Genomic DNA, 17,035 nt, shown 5'->3' with positions numbered 1-17,035 from the left:
ACTCCGAGAGGGAGTCCCGCCGCGGTCTCACGTGCTCAGGCGACGATCGGGGCGCTGGCCACACCGGCGACGGCCGGGCTGTCCGGAACCACCATGCGGTAGGTCTGGCCGGGGGCGAGACCGCTGATCGTCACCCGGGAGGGCGAGGCCGGCGCGGTCCAGGTGCCGATGGTCCGCCAGCCGGCGCCGACCCGCTGCTGCACCTCGGTGGCCTGTCCGGTGGCGCCGGTCAGGGTGACACCGAGCTGTCCACGGCCGACCCGGACCACGGTCACGGCGGCCTTCACCTGGTAGCTGACCGCGGCCGAGACGGACTCCTCCGAGGCGTCGGTGGCCACCGCCTTGAGAACGACCTGGTAGGTGGCGGTCGCGGTGCGGTTCAGGCGCACGATGCCGTTGACACCGGTGGTGGCGGCGGTGCAGTCCTCGTCCGCGCCGGCCTCGGTCACGCACACCTCGACCGGCTGGCCGGCCCACGCGCGGCCACCGGCGGTGACGGAGAACGTGGTGGTGGTGGACGTGCCGTAGACGACCTCGGCGGAGGTGACGTCGGCGGTGATCTCCGGCGTGACCTTGGTGCCGCCGGGCGCCGGGGCGGTGGTGGCGGGCGGGGTGGTGACCGGCGCGCTGGTCGGCGGCGTGGTCGGGGCCTTGGTCGGCGGGGTGGTCACCGGCGCGCTGGTGGGCGGGGTGGTCGGCGCCTTGGTGGGCGGCGTGGTCGGGGCCGTGGTGGGCGGGGTCGCCGGGGCGACGGCGTCCAGCGCGGCGACCGCGTCGATGCGGCCGTGCCCGAAGTCGTTGTCGAAGCCCTTGGCGCCCAGGTCGACGGCCGACTTCTCCAGCGCCGACTCGATCTGGTCCGGGGTCAGGGCGGTGTTGTAGCTCTTCATCAGGGCGGCGACCGCGGCGACGTGCGGGGCGGCCATCGAGGTGCCGTTCATCGACTTGTACGAGGCGCCCAGCGCGGACGGGTAGGTGCTGACGATGCCGGAACCGGGGGCGGCCACGTCGACGAAGCCGCCCGCGGTGGAGTACTCGCCGATGCGGTCCGACGAGTCGGTCGCGGCCACGCCGATGACACCCTCGTCGGCGGCCGGGTAGGAGGTCGGGCTGCCCTCACGGCGGCTGTTGCCGGCCGCGGCGATGACGGTGACACCCTTGCCCCGGGCGTACTTGATCGCGTTGGTGACCGCGGCGACCTTGGCGGTGCTGCCCAGCGACATGTTGATGACCTGGGCGCCGTTGTCGGCGGCCCAGACGATGCCCTCGGCGGTGTCCGACATGTTGCCGCTGCCGTTGTCGCCGAGCACCTTCACCGGCAGGATCTTGACGTCCGGCGCGACGGCGGTGACGCCGACGCCGTTGCCGGTGACCGCGGCGATGGTGCCGGCCACGTGGGTGCCGTGACCGTGCTTGTCGGAGGTGCTGCCGGCCCGGTCGGTGATGGCGTCGTAGCCGCTGAGGACGTTGCCCTTCAGGTCGGCGTGGTTGGCGTCGACACCGCTGTCGATGACGGCGACGGTGACGCCCGCGCCGGTCGACCGCTGCCAGGCCTCGGTGACCCGGACCTTGCTGAGGCTGTACTGCTGGGCCCGGTACGGGTCGGAGCCGGTGGGCACACCCAGCGCGTGCACCGGGGCGTCCATCTCCACGCCGATCGCCCGGTCCGCCTGCTGCGCGGCCTCGACCAGCGCCAGCGCGGCGGCCTTGTCGGTGGCCTCCTTGACCGTGACGACCGGGCGGCCGTCCTCGTCGAGGGTCGTCGACACGACGCGCGCCGGCTGCGCCTCGGTCACGACGGCCGGAACGATCTCCTCCGGAGCCGAGGTCAGACCGTACGACACCGGGTTCCAGTCGGCGGTGCCGGCCGGAAGAGCGAAGACACCCACAGCGGCGAGCGCACCCGCAGCGACGGCACCGGCGGCGAACTTACGGACCTGGGACTTCATCAACAGTGTTCCTCCCCCTCGAACAGCGACAAGACAAAGATTCGAGGAGGTGGGGTGCATATCCGGTTGTCCGACCGTTGCCCGTCGGTTGTAGCCTCCTCAGCCCGTCACGGCGTTGCTCGCAGCGCCCAGAAGAGTCGCGCTGTCCGGGACCACCACCCGGTGCTTCTGCCCCACTCGCAGGTCCGTGACCTGCATCTTCGCGACTGCGGGATACGTTCCGACGGTCTCCCAGCCGCGCGGGGCGGCGTACTGCTGGACCTGCACGGTCTGCCCGTCCACCCCGTTCAGGGTCACCGTCATCGCGCCGCGGGCGGTGCGGCTCGCGCTGACCGTCGCCCGGACCGTCCAGGTCGCCACCGGGGAGGACGCGGCCAGGGTGGTGGCGGACTCGGCCATCCGCACCTGGAGGGTGACGGCGCCGGTCGCCGGGCGGTTCACCACCACGGTTCCGGACGAGGTGGTCGTGGTGTCCGAGCAGTCGCCGTCCACGCACAGCTGCACCGGCTTGTTCGCCCAGACGGTGCCGGAGACCCGTACGGTGAAGGTGGTCGAGGTCTTCGTGCCGTAGGCGACCTCCCGCTTGGTGACGTTCGTGGTGATCAGCGGGTTGAGCCGGGGCGCCGTGCCGGTGGCGGGCGGATCGCTGGGCGGCGTCACCGGCGTCACCGCGGTCAGCGCCGCCACCGGGTCGATCCGGCCGTAGCCGTAGTCCCGGTCGAACCCCTTGGCCCCCAGGTCGGCCGCCGACCTCTCCAGGGCCGACTCGATCCGGTCCGGCGTCAGGTCCGGCTGGAAGGCCTTGAGCAGCGCGGCGACGGCCGCCACGTGCGGCGCGGCCATCGAGGTGCCACTGGACTGCCGGTAGCCGCCACCCGGCCAGGTGCTCAGGATCGCGCTGCCCGGCGCGGCCACGTCGACATACGAGCCGGCGTTCGAGTAGGGGGCCACCCGGTCGGCGGAGTCGGTGGCGGCCACCGCGATCACCCCGGCGTCCGCGCCGGGATAGGAGACCGGACTTCCGGCGGTACGTTCGTTGCCCGCTGCCGCGATCACGGTGACGCCCCTGCCCCGGGCGTACGCGATGGCGCTGCTGACCGCGGAGACCTGGACCGGGCCGCCCAGCGACATGTTGATGATCTGCGCGCCGTTGTCGGCCGCCCAGACGATGCCCGCCGCGGTGTCCGACGCGGCGCCCTCGCCGTCGTCCCCGATCACCTTGACCGGCAGGATCCGGACGTCCGGCGCCACCGCGCTGATCCCGGTCCCGTTGCCGGTGACCGCGGCGATCGTGCCCGCCACGTGGGTGCCGTGCCCGTTGGCGTCCCGGCTCACCCCGGCCCGGCCGGTGGTGGCGTCGTATCCGGCGAGCACGGCGGCCCGCAGATCGGTGTGCGACGCGTCCACCCCGGTGTCGATCACCGCGACGGTGACGCCCGCGCCCGTCGACCTCTTCCAGGCCTCGGTGGTACGGAGTCTGGCGAGGCTCCACTGCTGGGCGCGGTACGGGTCGGAGCCGGTGGGCACGCCGAGCGCGTACATCGGCGCGTCCACCTCGACGTCGACCACGCCGGCGGCCCGCCGCATGCTCGGCACGGCCCGCTCGGTCACCTCGGCGACGGTGAACACCGGCCGCCCGTCGCCGTCGAGCGTGGTGGTGACCACGCGCACGGTGCGGGACGCGGCGTCCGCGGCGGCGGGCAGAGCGAGTGTGCCCGCCGCGACGGCTAGTCCCAGGGCCCCGGCGGCCGAACGATACAGCTGAGCCCTCATCCCGGCGCCTCCTCTCCCGTTCACGGTCGAGGAGCAGCATCGGCGGTACGGGTCGGGGCGCGATCCTTTCCCGGGTTGCCGTTGGGGAGCAGGACGTCAGTACGGAGCCACCACGAAGGTCGCGCCGGTGCTGACCACGGACGGATTGGCCTGGCTGCCGGGTCCGGAGCCGGCGCCCAGCCCACCGTCCGAGACGACGGTCAGGAGATAGGCGTTGTCGGCGATCGTCGTGTTCGGCAGGGGCGCGCTGGTCGTCGGGCTCAGCCGGTTCCCCGCCAGGTTCAGGGTGCAGACCAGCTCGGTGTCGTTGAGGACGGTGACGTCCCGGCACTCGGCGACCCCGCGGTTGTTCGCCGCGTCATACGCCCCGGCGACCAGGAAGATGTGCGCGTTGTTGCTGGTCGGCGGCCCGGCCACGAAGGTGAGCTGGGAGAACCCGACGCCGGTCAGATAGACGGTGAGCACGGATCCGGCCGGCGCGGTGTTCGGCAGGACCCGGACGCCGTTGCTGTACTCGAAGGTGATCGGGTTGTCGTTGGTGTTGATGTCGTTGTCCGGGTCGATGCTGTTCACCGAGCCGCCCGCGGTGGTCACGGTGAGCAGCAGCCCGGAACCGGCGGCCCGGGGCCCGGTGGTCGCGGTGAAACTGGCGCCGTTCGGGGCCACCTCGATGTCGGTGAGCGGGACGTCGCCGATCGAGGCGGTGATCGGGGTGTTGACCGCGGTGAACCCGGTGCCGTTGACGGTGATCGTCTGGCCGCCGGACGCCGGGCTGCTGGCCGGCACGATCGACGTGATCGTCGGCCGCCGGACCAGGGTGTACGTCGAGGCGGCCAGCAGGCTGCTGTTGGCGGTGGAGTCGGAGTCGTAGACACAGACGTTCCACTTGGCGGTGATCTGGTCCTCGGTCAGCACCAGACCGCCGGTGTTGATGTTGTTGCCCAGATAGTCGGTGGACGGGACCTTGAACGCGATCCGTGTCCCGGAGATCCGGCGCACGTCGAGGGGGCTGACCTGGACCACCCCGCCGGTGGCGACGGCGCCCTCGGCGCTGATCTCGGCCATCTCCTGGGCGATGGCCGCACACCCGGAGACAGGGCCGCCGACATACTGGAACTGGACGGTGGGAAGCGTCCCGGCCGGGAACGTGGTGGCCTTGACCCCGGCTCCGGTCAGCGTGCCGACGACCATGTTGCCGCCGCCGCTCGGCCCGGCCGGGCTGCTCAAGGTCATCGCCGCCGGTGCGGCGCTCGCCGGGGCCCCGGCCGCGGCCACCAGGAGCGCGGACATCGCGGTCACGGCGAGACCGGACCGTCCGGTACGGCGGAGTGGGCGCTGCGGTGCAGCGGTACGACTGAAATGCATGACAATCCCCCCGAATCAGCAGCAACACAGCCTAGCTACGGAAAACGATCGGATCTCGGCTTTGCGCCACCGCCGTGACAGAAGTCGACCACTGGTGACGGAGAGTCAGAGCTGACGTCCGAGACGGGCTCACTTAAGCCTCGAAATCGTCTCGGAACCACACACGCGTGGCTAGTCTGAGGACACTCTCAGTCACGTCGGTGCTTTCGTACGCCACGTTTTGGTGAGCCACCGGACGGACTGTCGTCTAACGCATGGAAGGACTCCTCCCAATGTCGCTTCTCTCATCGAGGCGTCGACGCAGTGCGGCCGCCGTGACTGCCGCAGCCGGCCTCGTGGTGAGCGCATCGCTCGCGATGGGCACTCCGGCCCAGGCCGCCGTGAACTACAACGTCACCTTCACCGGCGCCTCGCCGGCCAAGGTCTCCGCGGGCACGTCCAACCGGGTCATCATCCTCACCGGAACCAACTTCGACGAGGATCAGATCACCGGCATCGACCTCGGCTCCGACCCCGACTGCGCCAACCTGCAGAGCTACGTGGTCAGCAGCTCCACCTCGATCTCGGTGAAGACACCGGGTGCCGGCTCCAACCCCGGCGACGGATGCGCGGCCGGCGCCGCCGACATCACCATCAACCAGACCAACAGCGGAACCGTCACCAGGGCCGCCGCGGTGACCTTCGTGAACCCGCCCGCCCTCGCCGCCGCCAAGCCGATCATCACCGAGAACAGCTCCACGCTTCTCGCCGCCAACCAGGTCACCAACTTCACCACCACCGGCGGCCAGACCATCCGGATCAAGGCCGACGCGAACACCACGTTCAGCGGCCTGTCCGCCAACGCCCTCTCCGGCTCGTTCGGCGGCAAACCGCTGACCACCGTCGGGTTCGTCGCACCGGACGGCACGGCGCAGGCCAACAGCGCGGCGGGCACTCCGGGCAACTTCTGGATCGCCAAGACCGCGACCGCGCTGGCCGCCAACGCGACCCCCACCCTGACCATCTCGCAGAACGGCGTCTCCAAGACGTTCCAGAGCACGGACATCGGCAACCCCACCATCGTGGGCGTTCCGACGGTCACGTCGCTGGACGTCACGTCCGGCAAGTCGAACACCGCGACCACAGTCAAGATCACCGGAACCAACTTCGGCACGACAGTCGGCGACTGGACCGTCAACTTCTGCGGTCTTCCCGGCGTCGTGACGGCGGCGACCGCGACCGTGCTGACCGTCACCACCCCGACCAACGTGGGTGGTAACGCCAGCGGCCTGGGTGCCAGCACCTACGCCGGTGTCTGCCCGGTCGTGGTGGTCGGCGCCAACAACGGCACCAGCCCGCTCAGCGAGAAGAGCAACTTCACCTACCTGACCAGCTGACGAACAGCAGTCTCTCGCCGAGAGGGGCGGATGGCTTCGGCCATTCGCCCCTCTCGGCGTATTGGTGGAAAGAATGGTGGCCGGGCCGAGTTCGCCGCCATTAGTCAGCGGTTTCGGCACGGCCCGCCATCGGCATTGCGACGATGGAGGCGATGGCCTGACGACAGGTTTCCGCAGTAGCGAAAACAGGGAGACAAACCATATGACCGACGGCAGCGAACCCACCACACCACCGGCCGCGGCCCGCCCGAGGAACACCCGTAAACGCGTCACCGCGGGGGTGGCCGGGCTGGCCGCGCTGCTCGGCGGCGGGGCCTATCTGACCACGTCCGCGATCATGGACGCCGACAAGCCGGCGCCGTCCGAGACGGTCAACCAGGCGGTCCGGATCAGCGAACCACTGGATCAGAAACCCGGCGATACCACGCCCTCGCCGGTCCCCACCACCGACGCCTCGGGATCACCACTGCCGCAGAAGGTGGTGGACGAGATCAAGGAGGCGCGGCGGAAGATGGCGGAGAGCGGCGTCAAGGTGCAGCGCCCGTTCCGGGAACAGAGCGTGGAGGACACCGACGACGTCAAGCGGACCACCAAGGGCTCGCTCAAGGAGGGCGGGATCGTGCGCATCGTGACCGCCCGCAAGGACCTCACCGGCCAGTCCGAGCTGGCCTACGTGGCCGGCGGGATCAAGAAGCACGGGGACGCCTCCTGTTCACAGACCTTCCAGTTCAGCTCCAACCCCACGCCGGCCAAGCGGAAGAATCTGCTGATGTGCTGGCGCACCACCGACGCCAAGAGCGTCCTGGCGATCGTGGTCGACCCGAAGGGCAAACCGTCCCGGGACAAGGCGGTCGCCGCCCTGGAGAAGAGCTGGTCGGCGATGGACTGAGACGCGACAAGAACAGTGGCCCGGAGCGGATGCTCCGGGCCACTGCTGGTTCAGTGCTCAGATCAGAACGGGGCGACCGTGAAGGTCGAGCCGCTCGACTGGATCGAGAACTCACCGCTCTCCAGGCCGTCCGCGTCGTTCACGACGGTGACGGTGTAGGTCCCGGCCGGGACGGCGGTGCCGCTCAGCGTGGCCGCGAAGGGGCTGGTGCCGGCGACCGCGTCGATCTTGTTGGCGAGATCCATCGTGCAGATCAGCTCCTCGTCGCTGATCGGCAGCACGTTCCTGCAGAAGGCGGTGCCGGTGTGGGTGCTGTTCCAGGCCAGAACCGAGGCCCCGAACGTCTGGCCGTTCCACGAGTTGTCGGTCAGCAGCACGTAGGACTTGTCCGCCGCCGGCGTGGCGCAGGAGGTGACCGGCGGGCCGCCGGTGCAGGTCGGGTCGGCGAAGGTGAGAGCGCTGAACCCGGCACCGGTGATGTCCAGCACCGGGGCCGAGCCCTGCGTCGCGGTGTTGGGCACGGTGGTGATGCCGTAGGTGTACGTGTAGCGGGCGGTCGGAGCGGTGACCGTGCCGGCCGCCGTGGTGACCGCCAGCTTCACCACACCGGGCGCACGTGCCGAGGTGACACCGGTGAACGAGGTCGCGTCGATGACCTTGATCCCGGTGAGCGGGCTACCGCCCAGCGTGGCGGCGAGAGTGGCACCACCGTCCACCGAGGCCTGCGACGGGATACCGGTGAGACCGGTGACCGTGATCGTGGAGCCACCCTGCGACGGCCCGGACGCGGTCGTGGTCGGGCTCACCTGCGAGCCCACCTGGAACCGGGTGGTCGCGTCGGCGACGGTGAGCAGCGGGGCCACCGCGTAGGTGATGGGCGACGCCAGCAGCGCGGAGCCGCTGGAGTTGGAGGCGTAGACACAGACGCTGTACGGCGTGGTCACGTCACCGTGGGCGTTGACGGTCGAGGTCGGCACCGCCACCGCGAGCTTGGCGTTGGTGATCTTCGTCGTCGCCGCGGCGGTGGTCTCCCAGCCGGCCGGGGTGATCAGGCTCGCGTTGGTGGGCCGGGTGGTCAGGCAGCTGTTCCGGGTGATCAGGACTTCCGGCGTGCCGGTGAACAGCGAGGTGTTGGTCGACGGGGCGTTCACCAGGATGTTGGTCGCCACGCCGGAGCTACCGCTGGCCGGGCTGATCGTCGCGGCCGGCAGCGCCGGGGTGGGGGCGGTGGTGAAGGTGCTGCTGGCCCGGATCTGCAGGGTGCTGGAGTTGACCGTCGACCCGTTGTAGGTGCACACCAGGTACGGCGTTCCGGCCACCAGCGTCGGCACCGTGACGGTGACCGAGGTCGCCGAGGTCCGCGACGTCGCGGCGGCGATGTTGGCGACACCCGTCGCCTGGTACGTCGTCGGGCAGGTGGTGGCCCCGGAGATGAACTGCGAGGCGAAGGTCGCGTTCGTCGCGTAGTTCGCGCCGGTGACGGAGATCGTCGGGCGCGAGTTGGCGTTACCGGTCGTCGTGCTCAGGTTGCCGATGTTGACCACCACCATCGTGTCGGTGGTGGAGTCGGTGGCGTAGGCCGCCCCGGAGGCGGCGTCAGCGTAGAGGCAGAGCTTGTAGGTCGAGCCCAGCGTCAGCCCGGCCGGGCTGGACACCCACGCCTTGGTGGTGGAGCCGACCAGCGCGCCCGCGGCCGGCGAGGTCGCGTCCACCGTGTCGTAGGCGGTGGGGCAGGTCGTCGCGTTCGGGACGAACCGAACGCCCTTGCCGGCCAGGGCCGACCCGCCGTAGAGGGTTACGGGGGTGCCACCGGTCGCCGAGATCTGGGTCGTGCTCAGCACGAAGGCCGCGGCATAGGCGGGCAGTGCGGTTCCGGCCACCACGGCGGCGGTCGTCGCCGTGACGGCGACACCGGCCCGGAGTGCCCGGGAGCCGGTTTTGTTACGGGACTTGCGCATGCGAGGTCCTCCTACGGGTTCCAGGAACCGCGTCTGTGGAATGGGTGGGCCCGCACGCGTCGGTGGCGCCGGGCCGTCTCGCGGGAAGCGTAACGATTCCGACCGGTTCGTCAGGGTAGAGTCGAAAACATACCCATATGTCAGACGGGAACCGGTGCCGGGACTACGCTGCCAGGCTTCGACGATGACCGATAAGCATCAGGAATGCATTAGGTATGGGTTAGCTAAATTGACGGAAGTAAGCCTTGCCTTACAATTTTGGGAATCTCAGAAATGTGACCCCTGAAACGTGTAGGGCATCTGAGTAATGGTTATATTCGATGACGGCGAAACGATTGCCGGTCGAAGGAGAACATCGTGACTCAGATGATGAACATGCCGCGCGTGCAGACCTGCACCGTCACCGACTGCGGGTACAACCACGACGGCTGCACCGCGTTCGCCATCACCATCAGCGAGAGCAACTCCGCCTGCGGGACCTTCGCGGGCGCCGGGCTCTCCGGCGGAATGGGCATCGCCACCGCCCAGGTCGGCGCCTGCAAGCGGGCCGACTGCAAGTACAACGACAACCTGGAGTGCCGCGCTCCGGCGATCACCGTGGGCGCCTCCGCCGACAAGGCGGACTGTCTCACCTACGAGCACGCCTGAGCACCGACGGGAAAGCGCCGCCCCGCCTGAGCGGGACGGCGCTTTTTCGCGTATCGGTCAGAATGCGCCGACGGTGAAGGTGGAACCGCTGGTCACGGCGGTCTGCTGATAGTCGGGGTCCTCGGTGGCGGCGTTCGGCGCGCCGTTGCTGACGATGGTCAGGTTGTAGGCGCCCTCCTGCACCGGCACGGCCGGGTACAGGTTCAGTGTCACCGGGCGCTCGACCGGCGTGCTCGTGGCCGACGTCGCGGTGGCGGTGGCCGCCGCGGACAGAACCGCTGCCGTGCCGGTCTGCGAGGCGATCTTCGTGCCGGGCGGGATGTTCAGCGTGTTCGTGCCGATGATCGCCCCGACGTCGGCGCTGGTGAACGTGCCGGTGACGTTGGTGCTGCTGCCGGTCGTGCCGGTGATGGAGAGGGTTCCGCCGGTGCTGGCGGTGGCGTTGGCGGAGAGGGTGGCGGTCAGGCCGTTCGGGGCGACCGACGTGATGGTGGTGCCGTTCGGGATCCCGGTCACGTTGTTGAGGACCCGGCCGATGTCGGCCTTGCCGAGGGTGCCGGTGGCCAGCGAGACGACGTTGCTGCCGTTGGTGGTGAGCAGGCCGCCTGCGATGGTGTTGACGATGCCGCCGATGTCGGCGCCGATCGTGGCGACGGTGGCCGTCGCGGGCGCCGACAGGAGCGCGAGCCCCGGCGCCAGGACCTGCTTGATGGTGGTGTTCGCCGGGATGGCCGCGGTGCCGGTGGTCTGGACGATCTTCTGGCCGATGTCGTTGCGGGTGAAGACCTTGCCGAGCGAGGTGACCAGGCGGCTGCCCGCGATGGTGCCGAGATCACTGGTCAGTGACTGGACGAGGCCGACCGGGTCGAGGGGAAGCAGATCGGTACCGAGGCGCCGGTTCAGGCGCAGCGTGCACACCAGTTCGGTGTCGCTGATGACCAGGACGTTCTCGCACTCGGAGACCGGGCCGTTGGAACGGACCCCGCTGGACGACTCGATGCCGTTGTACTCACCGCGGACCAGGAAGATCCGCGAGGAGTTGCCCCCGGTCCCGAACGGCCGGCTGAGGAAGTTGGAGCCCTGCACCGCCACGTCGACGGTCGGGGTGGTGTTGGGCGCGGTGTTGGTGAGCAGCTTGAGAGCGTCCCGGAAGGCGAAGGCGCCCGGCAGCGCCCTGGTTCCGGCCGGGGTGGTGACGACGAGCGGCGCGGTCTCGGTGGCGCCGCGCGACGGCAGGGTCGCGGTGAACGACGTGGAGTTGACCGGGGTGACGTCGAGCAGCGGAACCCCGCCGAGGGTGGCGCTGATCGAGCCGGCGCCGGTCGGGAAGTCCGTGCCGTTGACGGTGATGGTGGTGCCACCCGTGCTGGGACCGGCGCCCGGGGTGATCGATACCGGGTTGGCCAGGACGGTCGAGACGTACTGCGCCGCGGAGAGCAGCGCCGAGTCGGCCGCGCTTCCGCCGTAGACGCAGAGCTGATATGTGGCCGGCTGCCGGTTGGCGGCGAGCGGAAGCTTCGGCACCGTGACGGCCAGGCGGTTGGCGGCGAGCTTGCGGATGCCGGAGGCCGGGACCGCGAAGGTGGTGTTCGCGCTCGCGTCGTAGCCGGCCGGGCAGGTGGCGGTGCTGGTGAACAGGACGCCCGGTGCGGAGACGCCGCTGAACAGGCTGGTGGTGCCACTGCCCAGGGTTATCCCGTTGGTGGCGTCGTACGGCCCGCTCGCGCTGCTCAGTGTGACCTGCGGCAGCGTGGACACGTAGTTGGCGACGCTGAGGAGGGTGTCGGTGAGGCCGGTTCCGGAGTAGAGGCACACGCTGTACGTGCCGGCTGCCAGGCCGGCCGGCGCGGTGACGCTGGCGCTGGTGTTGGCCAGGCCGGTCTTCACGACGGTGGCCGCGGTGCCGTTCGACGCGTTGTAGGTAATGGGGCAGGTGCCGGTGGTGAACAGCGCGGCGGGTGTCACGAGACCGCTGAAGAGGGTGCTCAGCGCGCTCAGCGAGATGGTGGTGGAGACGCCGCTGACACCGGTGGCGGGGCTGGCGGAGGAGGGCTGGTAGACGGTCAGCGGGGCGTTGGCCGCGGTGATCGGCTGGGCGCCGACGGTCGCGCTCTGGTAGACGCAGACGTTGTAGTTCTTCGCCGCGCCGTTGACGGCGAGCGGCACCGCGGCCGGGACCCGGAAGGTGAGGCCGTCGCTGACCTTGGCGATCTGTTCACCCGCGAGCACCGTCGCGGTTGGTGTGGCATAGGTGCTTGTCCCACACGCGTCGGCTCGTAGCAGGACCCCGGGCGCCGGTACGTTCGCCAGGCTGGGGTCGGCGACCTTGACCGTGGCGCCGAGGGTGGCGAGTGTCGGGGTGGCGGTTCCGGCCCAGGCGGGGGCACCGGCCACGACCGCGGCGGCTGCGGTGGCTACCGAGGCGGTGACCGCGCCGAGGGCTCGGGCCAGGGATTTCTTCCGGATCTTGGGCATGCGAGGGCCTTTCGTCGACCGAGCGTGGGGTGGGGCTGGCCAGAGCAGGCCGCCCGCCGGAAGCGTAATGACGAAACGGTCTCAACTAAGAGATAACCGTATAAGTCGGACCAGGCTGATCCATCATGTTGACGATGCTCGCGGCTCGCGCTAGGTTGAACTCAGATCGAGTAAGACTCAAACAAAGTAAGACTCATATGGAGAAGGACTCATTAAGAGATGGACCGCATGGACGAGGCGACCTTCCTGGCGCGGTACGACCCCGACGACTACCCGCGGGTCGCCGTGACGGTGGATGTCGTGGCGCTGACCATCCGCGACGGCAAGCTGTCCGTCCTGCTGGTCGAGCGGGGTCACCAGCCGTTCGCCGGTCAGCGGGCCCTGCCGGGCGGCTTCGTCCGCAACGAGACGCTCGACCAGGCGGCGCTGCGGGAGCTGGCCGAGGAGACCGGCCTGACCCCGGGCGAGGGCGACCTGGACCGGGTCCATCTGGAGCAGCTGCAGACGTATGGCGATCCGGGCCGTGACCCCCGGATGCGGGTCGTCTCGGCGGCCTACCTGGCGTTCGCGCCGAGCCTGCCCGAGCCGACGGCCGGCAGTGACGCGGCACGCGCCTACTGGGTGCCGGTGGACGAGGCCAAGGATCTGGCCTTCGATCACGACGAGATCCTCGCGGACGGGCTGGAGCGGGCCCGTTCGAAGCTGGAGTACACGCCTCTCGCCACCGCCTTCACCGGCGGCGAGTTCACCATCGGCGAGTTGCGGCAGGTCTATGCGGCGGTGTGGGGCGAGGAGCTGCACGCCGGCAACTTTCACCGGAAGGTGCTGTCGGTCCCGGGCTTCGTGGAGAGCACCGGCGGGACGACGGCCAAGGGCGGGGAGCGGGGCGGGCCGAAGGCGAAGCTGTACCGGGCCGGAGACGCCCGGTTGCTGCACCCGGCGCTGCTCCGGCCGACCAGGGAGGACCGAGTGCGATGATCAGTACGGCCAGGATCGAGACGCTGTCGTTCGACGAGGCGGTGGCCCGCATCTCCGCGGCGCGGGACTTCCGGGAGCTGGGCGAGAAGCGGGCGTTCAAGAAGTGGGCGAAGCTCGTCCACCCGGACACCGTGGGCGTCGCCCGGCAGGCGACCGCCACGGACGCCTTCGCGAAGCTGGCACATCTCTACAAACGTGCCGAGCGGGCGCCGGTGCTGCACGGGCGGCGCCGGACGTACCGGATGGACCACCTCCAGGCCAGCGGCGACCTGGCCGAGCTGTATGTGGACGGGTCGGTGCTGATCAAGGTGCCGCGCAGCGCGGTCGACAACGACTTGATGGAGACCGAGGCGGCCACGTTGCGGCGGTTGTGGAGCGAGGGTGACCCCAAGTTCCGGGCGTACGCGCCCCGGCTCATCGAGAGCTTCATCTGCGAGGACGGGCAGCGGCACCGGCGCCGGGTGAACGTGATGGAGTACCAGGCCGAGATGATCACTCTCGCCGAGGTCGGGCTCAAGGAGCGGGACCCGCGGGACGTGGCCTGGATGTGGCGGCGGCTGCTGACCGCGCTCGGCTGGGCGCACCGGGCCGGTGTCACGCACGGCGCGATCCTGCCCGAGCACGTGCTGATCCACCCGGAGCAACACGGTCTGGTCCTGGTCGACTGGTGCTATGCGGGACATCGACCGGCGGCGATAGTGAAGGCACGACTGTCCGACTATCCGCCGGAGGTGCTCAACGACCGACTCGCCGGTCCCGCCACCGACATCTACATGGCGACAGGCCTGATGACACGGCTCATCGGGCCGCGGATGCCCGCCCCACTGCGGCGCTTCGCCGCCGGTTGCATGTACGACGCGCCGCGCATGCGGCCCCAGGACGCCTGGGCGTTGCTGGGCGAGTTCGACGAGTTGATTCACCGGCTTTACGGCCCGCGCAAGTTCCGGCCGTTCGTTCCTTAGGAGGACAAAATGGGAAGCGGACACTGGTCCACCGACGTCTACACGGCGGCCGCCAACTACCGCGCGGCCTCCGGGACGAGCGCGTTCGCGTACAGCGACGGCGGCGCCCGGACGGTCCACCCGGACCTGAGCCCGCACGGCGTGTTCATGCGGGAGAGCCGGGACAGCGACGAGCACCCGTTCAGTACGCCGATCGCCGTGCTCTTCGACGTCACCGGTTCGATGGGCAACGTGCCACGCGTCCTGCAGACGAAGCTGCCGCAACTGCTGGGGCTGCTGACCCGCAAGAGCTACGCGGTCGACCCGCAGATCATGTTCGGCGCGATCGGCGACGCCACCTGTGACCGGGCACCGTTGCAGGTCGGCCAGTTCGAGTCGGACAACCGGATGGACGAGCACCTGGAGCGGATCGTCCTGGAGGGCGGCGGCGGGGGCCAGAAACACGAGTCGTACGAGCTGGCGCTCTACTTCATGGCCCGGCACACGCTGCTGGACTCGATGGTGAACCGGGGCCGGCGAGGTTACCTGTTCATCATCGGCGACGAGCTGCCGTACCCGCGGGTCAAGCCGCGCGAGGTGAAGGCGGTCATCGGCGACGACCTGCCGGAGCCGATCTCCACCGAGGACATCCTGACCGAACTGCGCCGCAAGTACGACGTCTACTACATCCTGCCGACCGCGGCCCACCACAGCGGCGACCGCGAGGTGCTGGGCCGCTGGCGCAAGCTGCTCGGGCAGAACGTCCTCGAACTGGACGACCTGGACGCGGTCTGCGAGACGATCGCGCTGACCGTCGGGCTGGGTGAGGACGCGATCGATCTGGACGAGGGCATCTCCGACCTGACCGACGTCGGCTCCCGGGCCGGCGGTTCGGTGGAGCGGGCGCTGGCGCCGTTGCAGCGTACGCCGGTGGTCCGGTCCACCTTCGAGATCGCCGGCGGTCCGGGCGGGAACCAGCGACTGTGACCGATCACGTGGCCGTCGTCGATCTCGGCTACGGCGACGCCGGCAAGGGCACCGTGGTGGACGCCCTCTGCGCGGCGGAGGACCGGCGGGCCGTCCTGCGTTTCAACGGGGGAGCGCAGGCCGCGCACAACGTCGTCACCGAGGACGGACGGCACCACACGTTCGCCCAGTTCGGGTCGGGCACACTGCGCGGGGTGCCGACCCACCTGACGCGGTTCACGGTCGTGGACCCGCTAGCGCTGGCGGGTGAGGCGGCAGCGCTCGGCAACCCCTACCACCTGCTCACGGTGGACGGGGATGCGCTGCTCGCCACTCCGTGGCATCGCAGAGCGAACCGGCGCCGGGAGATCGCGCGGGGCGATTCCCGGCACGGTTCGTGCGGGATGGGGGTGGGCGAGACGATGGCGTACGCGGTGGAGCACCCGGACGCGCCACGGGTCCATGACGTCCTCTCCCCCGCACGCCTGCGCCGCCGGTTCGCCGCCCTGCGCGACTTCTACGACGACCACGAGGTGCCGCTCGACGACGTGGTGGACGCCTTCACCGCGTTCGGCGAGACGGTCCGGATCGTCGGCGGCGACTTCACCGCCCGGCTGCTGGCCGAGGGCCCGTGCGTCTTCGAGGGCGCCCAGGGGGTGCTGCTCGACGAGTGGCGCGGCTGGCATCCGCACACCACCTGGTCGACCACCACGTTCGGCAACGTGACGGAGCTGTGCCAGGACTTTCAAAGACTCGGGGTGGTACGCACGTACACCACCCGGCACGGCGCCGGCCCCTTCGTCACCGAGGACGCCGGGCTGGATCTGCCGGAACGGCACAACGGGCGGGACCCGTGGCAGGGCGCCTTCCGCACCGGCCACTTCGACGCGGTCGCGCATCGCTACGCGGTGGAGGTGTCCGGAGGTGTCGACGCGCTGGCGATCACGCACCTGGACGTCCCGGACCGCTGCCCGCGACTGCGCGTCTGTACCTCGTACACCATCGGGGGTGAGATCTGGACCCGGATCGAACCGGGACCGTTCCGCGACCTCGGCCACCAGGAACGCCTGGGTGTGGCGCTGGCGGGCGCCCGGCCGGCGGAGACGCACCGCCCCGAGGACTGGTGCGGTGCGATCTCCACCCTGCTGGACGCTCCGGTGCTTGTCGAATCCTACGGCCCGGCCAGCTCGGACAAGAAGATCAGGACCGGCTGAGCACGAAAACCGGGAACTCCCGGCCGGTCTTCTCGGTGTACTCCTGGTACGGCGGGTAGGCGGCCACCGACCGCTCCCACCACACGTCCCGCTCCGCGCCGGAGACCTCCCGTGCGATGTAGTCCTGCTTCACCTCCCCGTCCTGAAGCTCGACCCGCGGGTTCGCCCGCAGGTTGTAGACCCAGACCGGGTTCTTCGGGGCGCCGCCGAGCGATCCGACCAGCGCGTACTCCCCGTCGTGCTCGACCCGCATCAGCGGCGTCTTGCGCAGCTGGCCGCTCTTCGCGCCGACACTGGTCAGCACGATGATCGGCCGACCCATGATCTCGTTGGCCTCGGCACCGCCGGTGGCCTCGTACTTCTCCGCCTGCTCGCGAGCCCAGTCGGAGGGACTGGGAGCGTATTCACCCGTCAACGGCATGGTCCCGACCCTACCTCGCGCACCCGGACCGCAACCCGCGTGAGCCCGCTCCGCACTCCGCCGGCCCCACCTTTGTCGACAC

General features: G+C 70.1%; 13 protein-coding genes. 7 read left to right on the top strand and 6 right to left on the bottom strand.

Going from position 1 to position 17,035, the window contains the following annotated elements; translation table 11 throughout:
* Window positions 1-35: 35 nt before the first annotated feature.
* The 3 genes from ACQ0O7_RS02040 to ACQ0O7_RS02030 all read right to left on the bottom strand — a co-directional run bounded on the left by ACQ0O7_RS02040 (window position 36) and on the right by ACQ0O7_RS02030 (window position 5,012).
* Window positions 36-1,949 carry a S8 family serine peptidase gene (locus ACQ0O7_RS02040; RefSeq protein ID WP_430779994.1) on the bottom strand — a complete coding sequence of 638 codons (1,914 nt, stop codon included), beginning with the start codon at window positions 1,947-1,949 and terminating at the stop codon, window positions 36-38.
* Window positions 1,950-2,048: 99 nt separating this feature from the next.
* Window positions 2,049-3,722, bottom strand: coding sequence for a S8 family serine peptidase (locus ACQ0O7_RS02035; RefSeq protein ID WP_430779993.1), 1,674 nt, complete (start codon window positions 3,720-3,722; stop codon window positions 2,049-2,051).
* Window positions 3,723-3,818: 96 nt separating this feature from the next.
* Entirely contained in the window at window positions 3,819-5,012 is a 1,194-nt protein-coding gene (locus ACQ0O7_RS02030; protein ID WP_430780322.1) for an IPT/TIG domain-containing protein, read from the bottom strand.
* A gap of 413 nt (window positions 5,013-5,425) precedes the next feature.
* Here ACQ0O7_RS02030 and ACQ0O7_RS02025 point away from each other — a divergent pair, with 413 nt between their 5' ends.
* Entirely contained in the window at window positions 5,426-6,463 is a 1,038-nt protein-coding gene (locus ACQ0O7_RS02025; protein WP_430779992.1) for an IPT/TIG domain-containing protein, read from the top strand.
* A 202-nt stretch (window positions 6,464-6,665) separates the two neighbouring features.
* Window positions 6,666-7,352, top strand: coding sequence for a hypothetical protein (locus ACQ0O7_RS02020; RefSeq protein ID WP_430779991.1), 687 nt, complete (start codon window positions 6,666-6,668; stop codon window positions 7,350-7,352).
* A gap of 62 nt (window positions 7,353-7,414) precedes the next feature.
* Here ACQ0O7_RS02020 and ACQ0O7_RS02015 read toward each other — a convergent pair whose 3' ends face one another.
* Complete coding sequence (locus ACQ0O7_RS02015; protein ID WP_430779990.1) at window positions 7,415-9,310, bottom strand: hypothetical protein; 1,896 nt, start codon at window positions 9,308-9,310, stop codon at window positions 7,415-7,417.
* A gap of 357 nt (window positions 9,311-9,667) precedes the next feature.
* Between ACQ0O7_RS02015 and ACQ0O7_RS02010 the strand changes: the two genes are divergently transcribed.
* A complete protein-coding gene (locus tag ACQ0O7_RS02010; protein ID WP_430779989.1) occupies window positions 9,668-9,958 on the top strand; it encodes a DUF1540 domain-containing protein in 291 nt (96 codons plus the stop codon).
* A gap of 57 nt (window positions 9,959-10,015) precedes the next feature.
* Here ACQ0O7_RS02010 and ACQ0O7_RS02005 read toward each other — a convergent pair whose 3' ends face one another.
* Window positions 10,016-12,433 (bottom strand): IPT/TIG domain-containing protein, encoded by a 2,418-nt coding sequence (locus ACQ0O7_RS02005; protein WP_430779988.1) that lies wholly within the window; start codon window positions 12,431-12,433, stop codon window positions 10,016-10,018.
* Window positions 12,434-12,661: 228 nt separating this feature from the next.
* Between ACQ0O7_RS02005 and ACQ0O7_RS02000 the strand changes: the two genes are divergently transcribed.
* From ACQ0O7_RS02000 to ACQ0O7_RS01985, 4 genes are read left to right on the top strand one after another with little or no spacing between them, the layout of a single operon-like run.
* Entirely contained in the window at window positions 12,662-13,411 is a 750-nt protein-coding gene (locus tag ACQ0O7_RS02000; protein ID WP_430779987.1) for an NUDIX hydrolase, read from the top strand.
* Window positions 13,408-14,373, top strand: coding sequence for a molecular chaperone DnaJ (locus tag ACQ0O7_RS01995; RefSeq protein WP_430779986.1), 966 nt, complete (start codon window positions 13,408-13,410; stop codon window positions 14,371-14,373). The genes ACQ0O7_RS02000 and ACQ0O7_RS01995 overlap by 4 nt, the downstream gene beginning before the upstream one ends.
* Before the next feature lie 9 nt (window positions 14,374-14,382).
* Complete coding sequence (locus ACQ0O7_RS01990) at window positions 14,383-15,339, top strand: hypothetical protein (RefSeq protein ID WP_430779985.1); 957 nt, start codon at window positions 14,383-14,385, stop codon at window positions 15,337-15,339.
* Window positions 15,336-16,532, top strand: a complete 1,197-nt coding sequence (locus ACQ0O7_RS01985; RefSeq protein ID WP_430779984.1) for an adenylosuccinate synthetase — start codon at window positions 15,336-15,338, stop codon at window positions 16,530-16,532. Before ACQ0O7_RS01990 ends, ACQ0O7_RS01985 begins: the two co-directional genes overlap by 4 nt.
* Here ACQ0O7_RS01985 and ACQ0O7_RS01980 read toward each other — a convergent pair.
* Window positions 16,519-16,953, bottom strand: a complete 435-nt coding sequence (locus ACQ0O7_RS01980; RefSeq protein ID WP_430779983.1) for a nitroreductase family deazaflavin-dependent oxidoreductase — start codon at window positions 16,951-16,953, stop codon at window positions 16,519-16,521. The two genes, ACQ0O7_RS01985 and ACQ0O7_RS01980, sit on opposite strands and share 14 nt — an antisense overlap.
* Between the last annotated feature and the right edge of the window lie 82 nt (window positions 16,954-17,035).

This window comes from Actinoplanes sp. G11-F43 (genome assembly GCF_050589265.1).
Taxonomy (GTDB): Bacteria; Actinomycetota; Actinomycetes; order Mycobacteriales; family Micromonosporaceae; genus Actinoplanes.
Note: the sequence above shows the minus strand (reverse complement) of the source record. Positions and strands in the feature narration are given on the sequence as shown.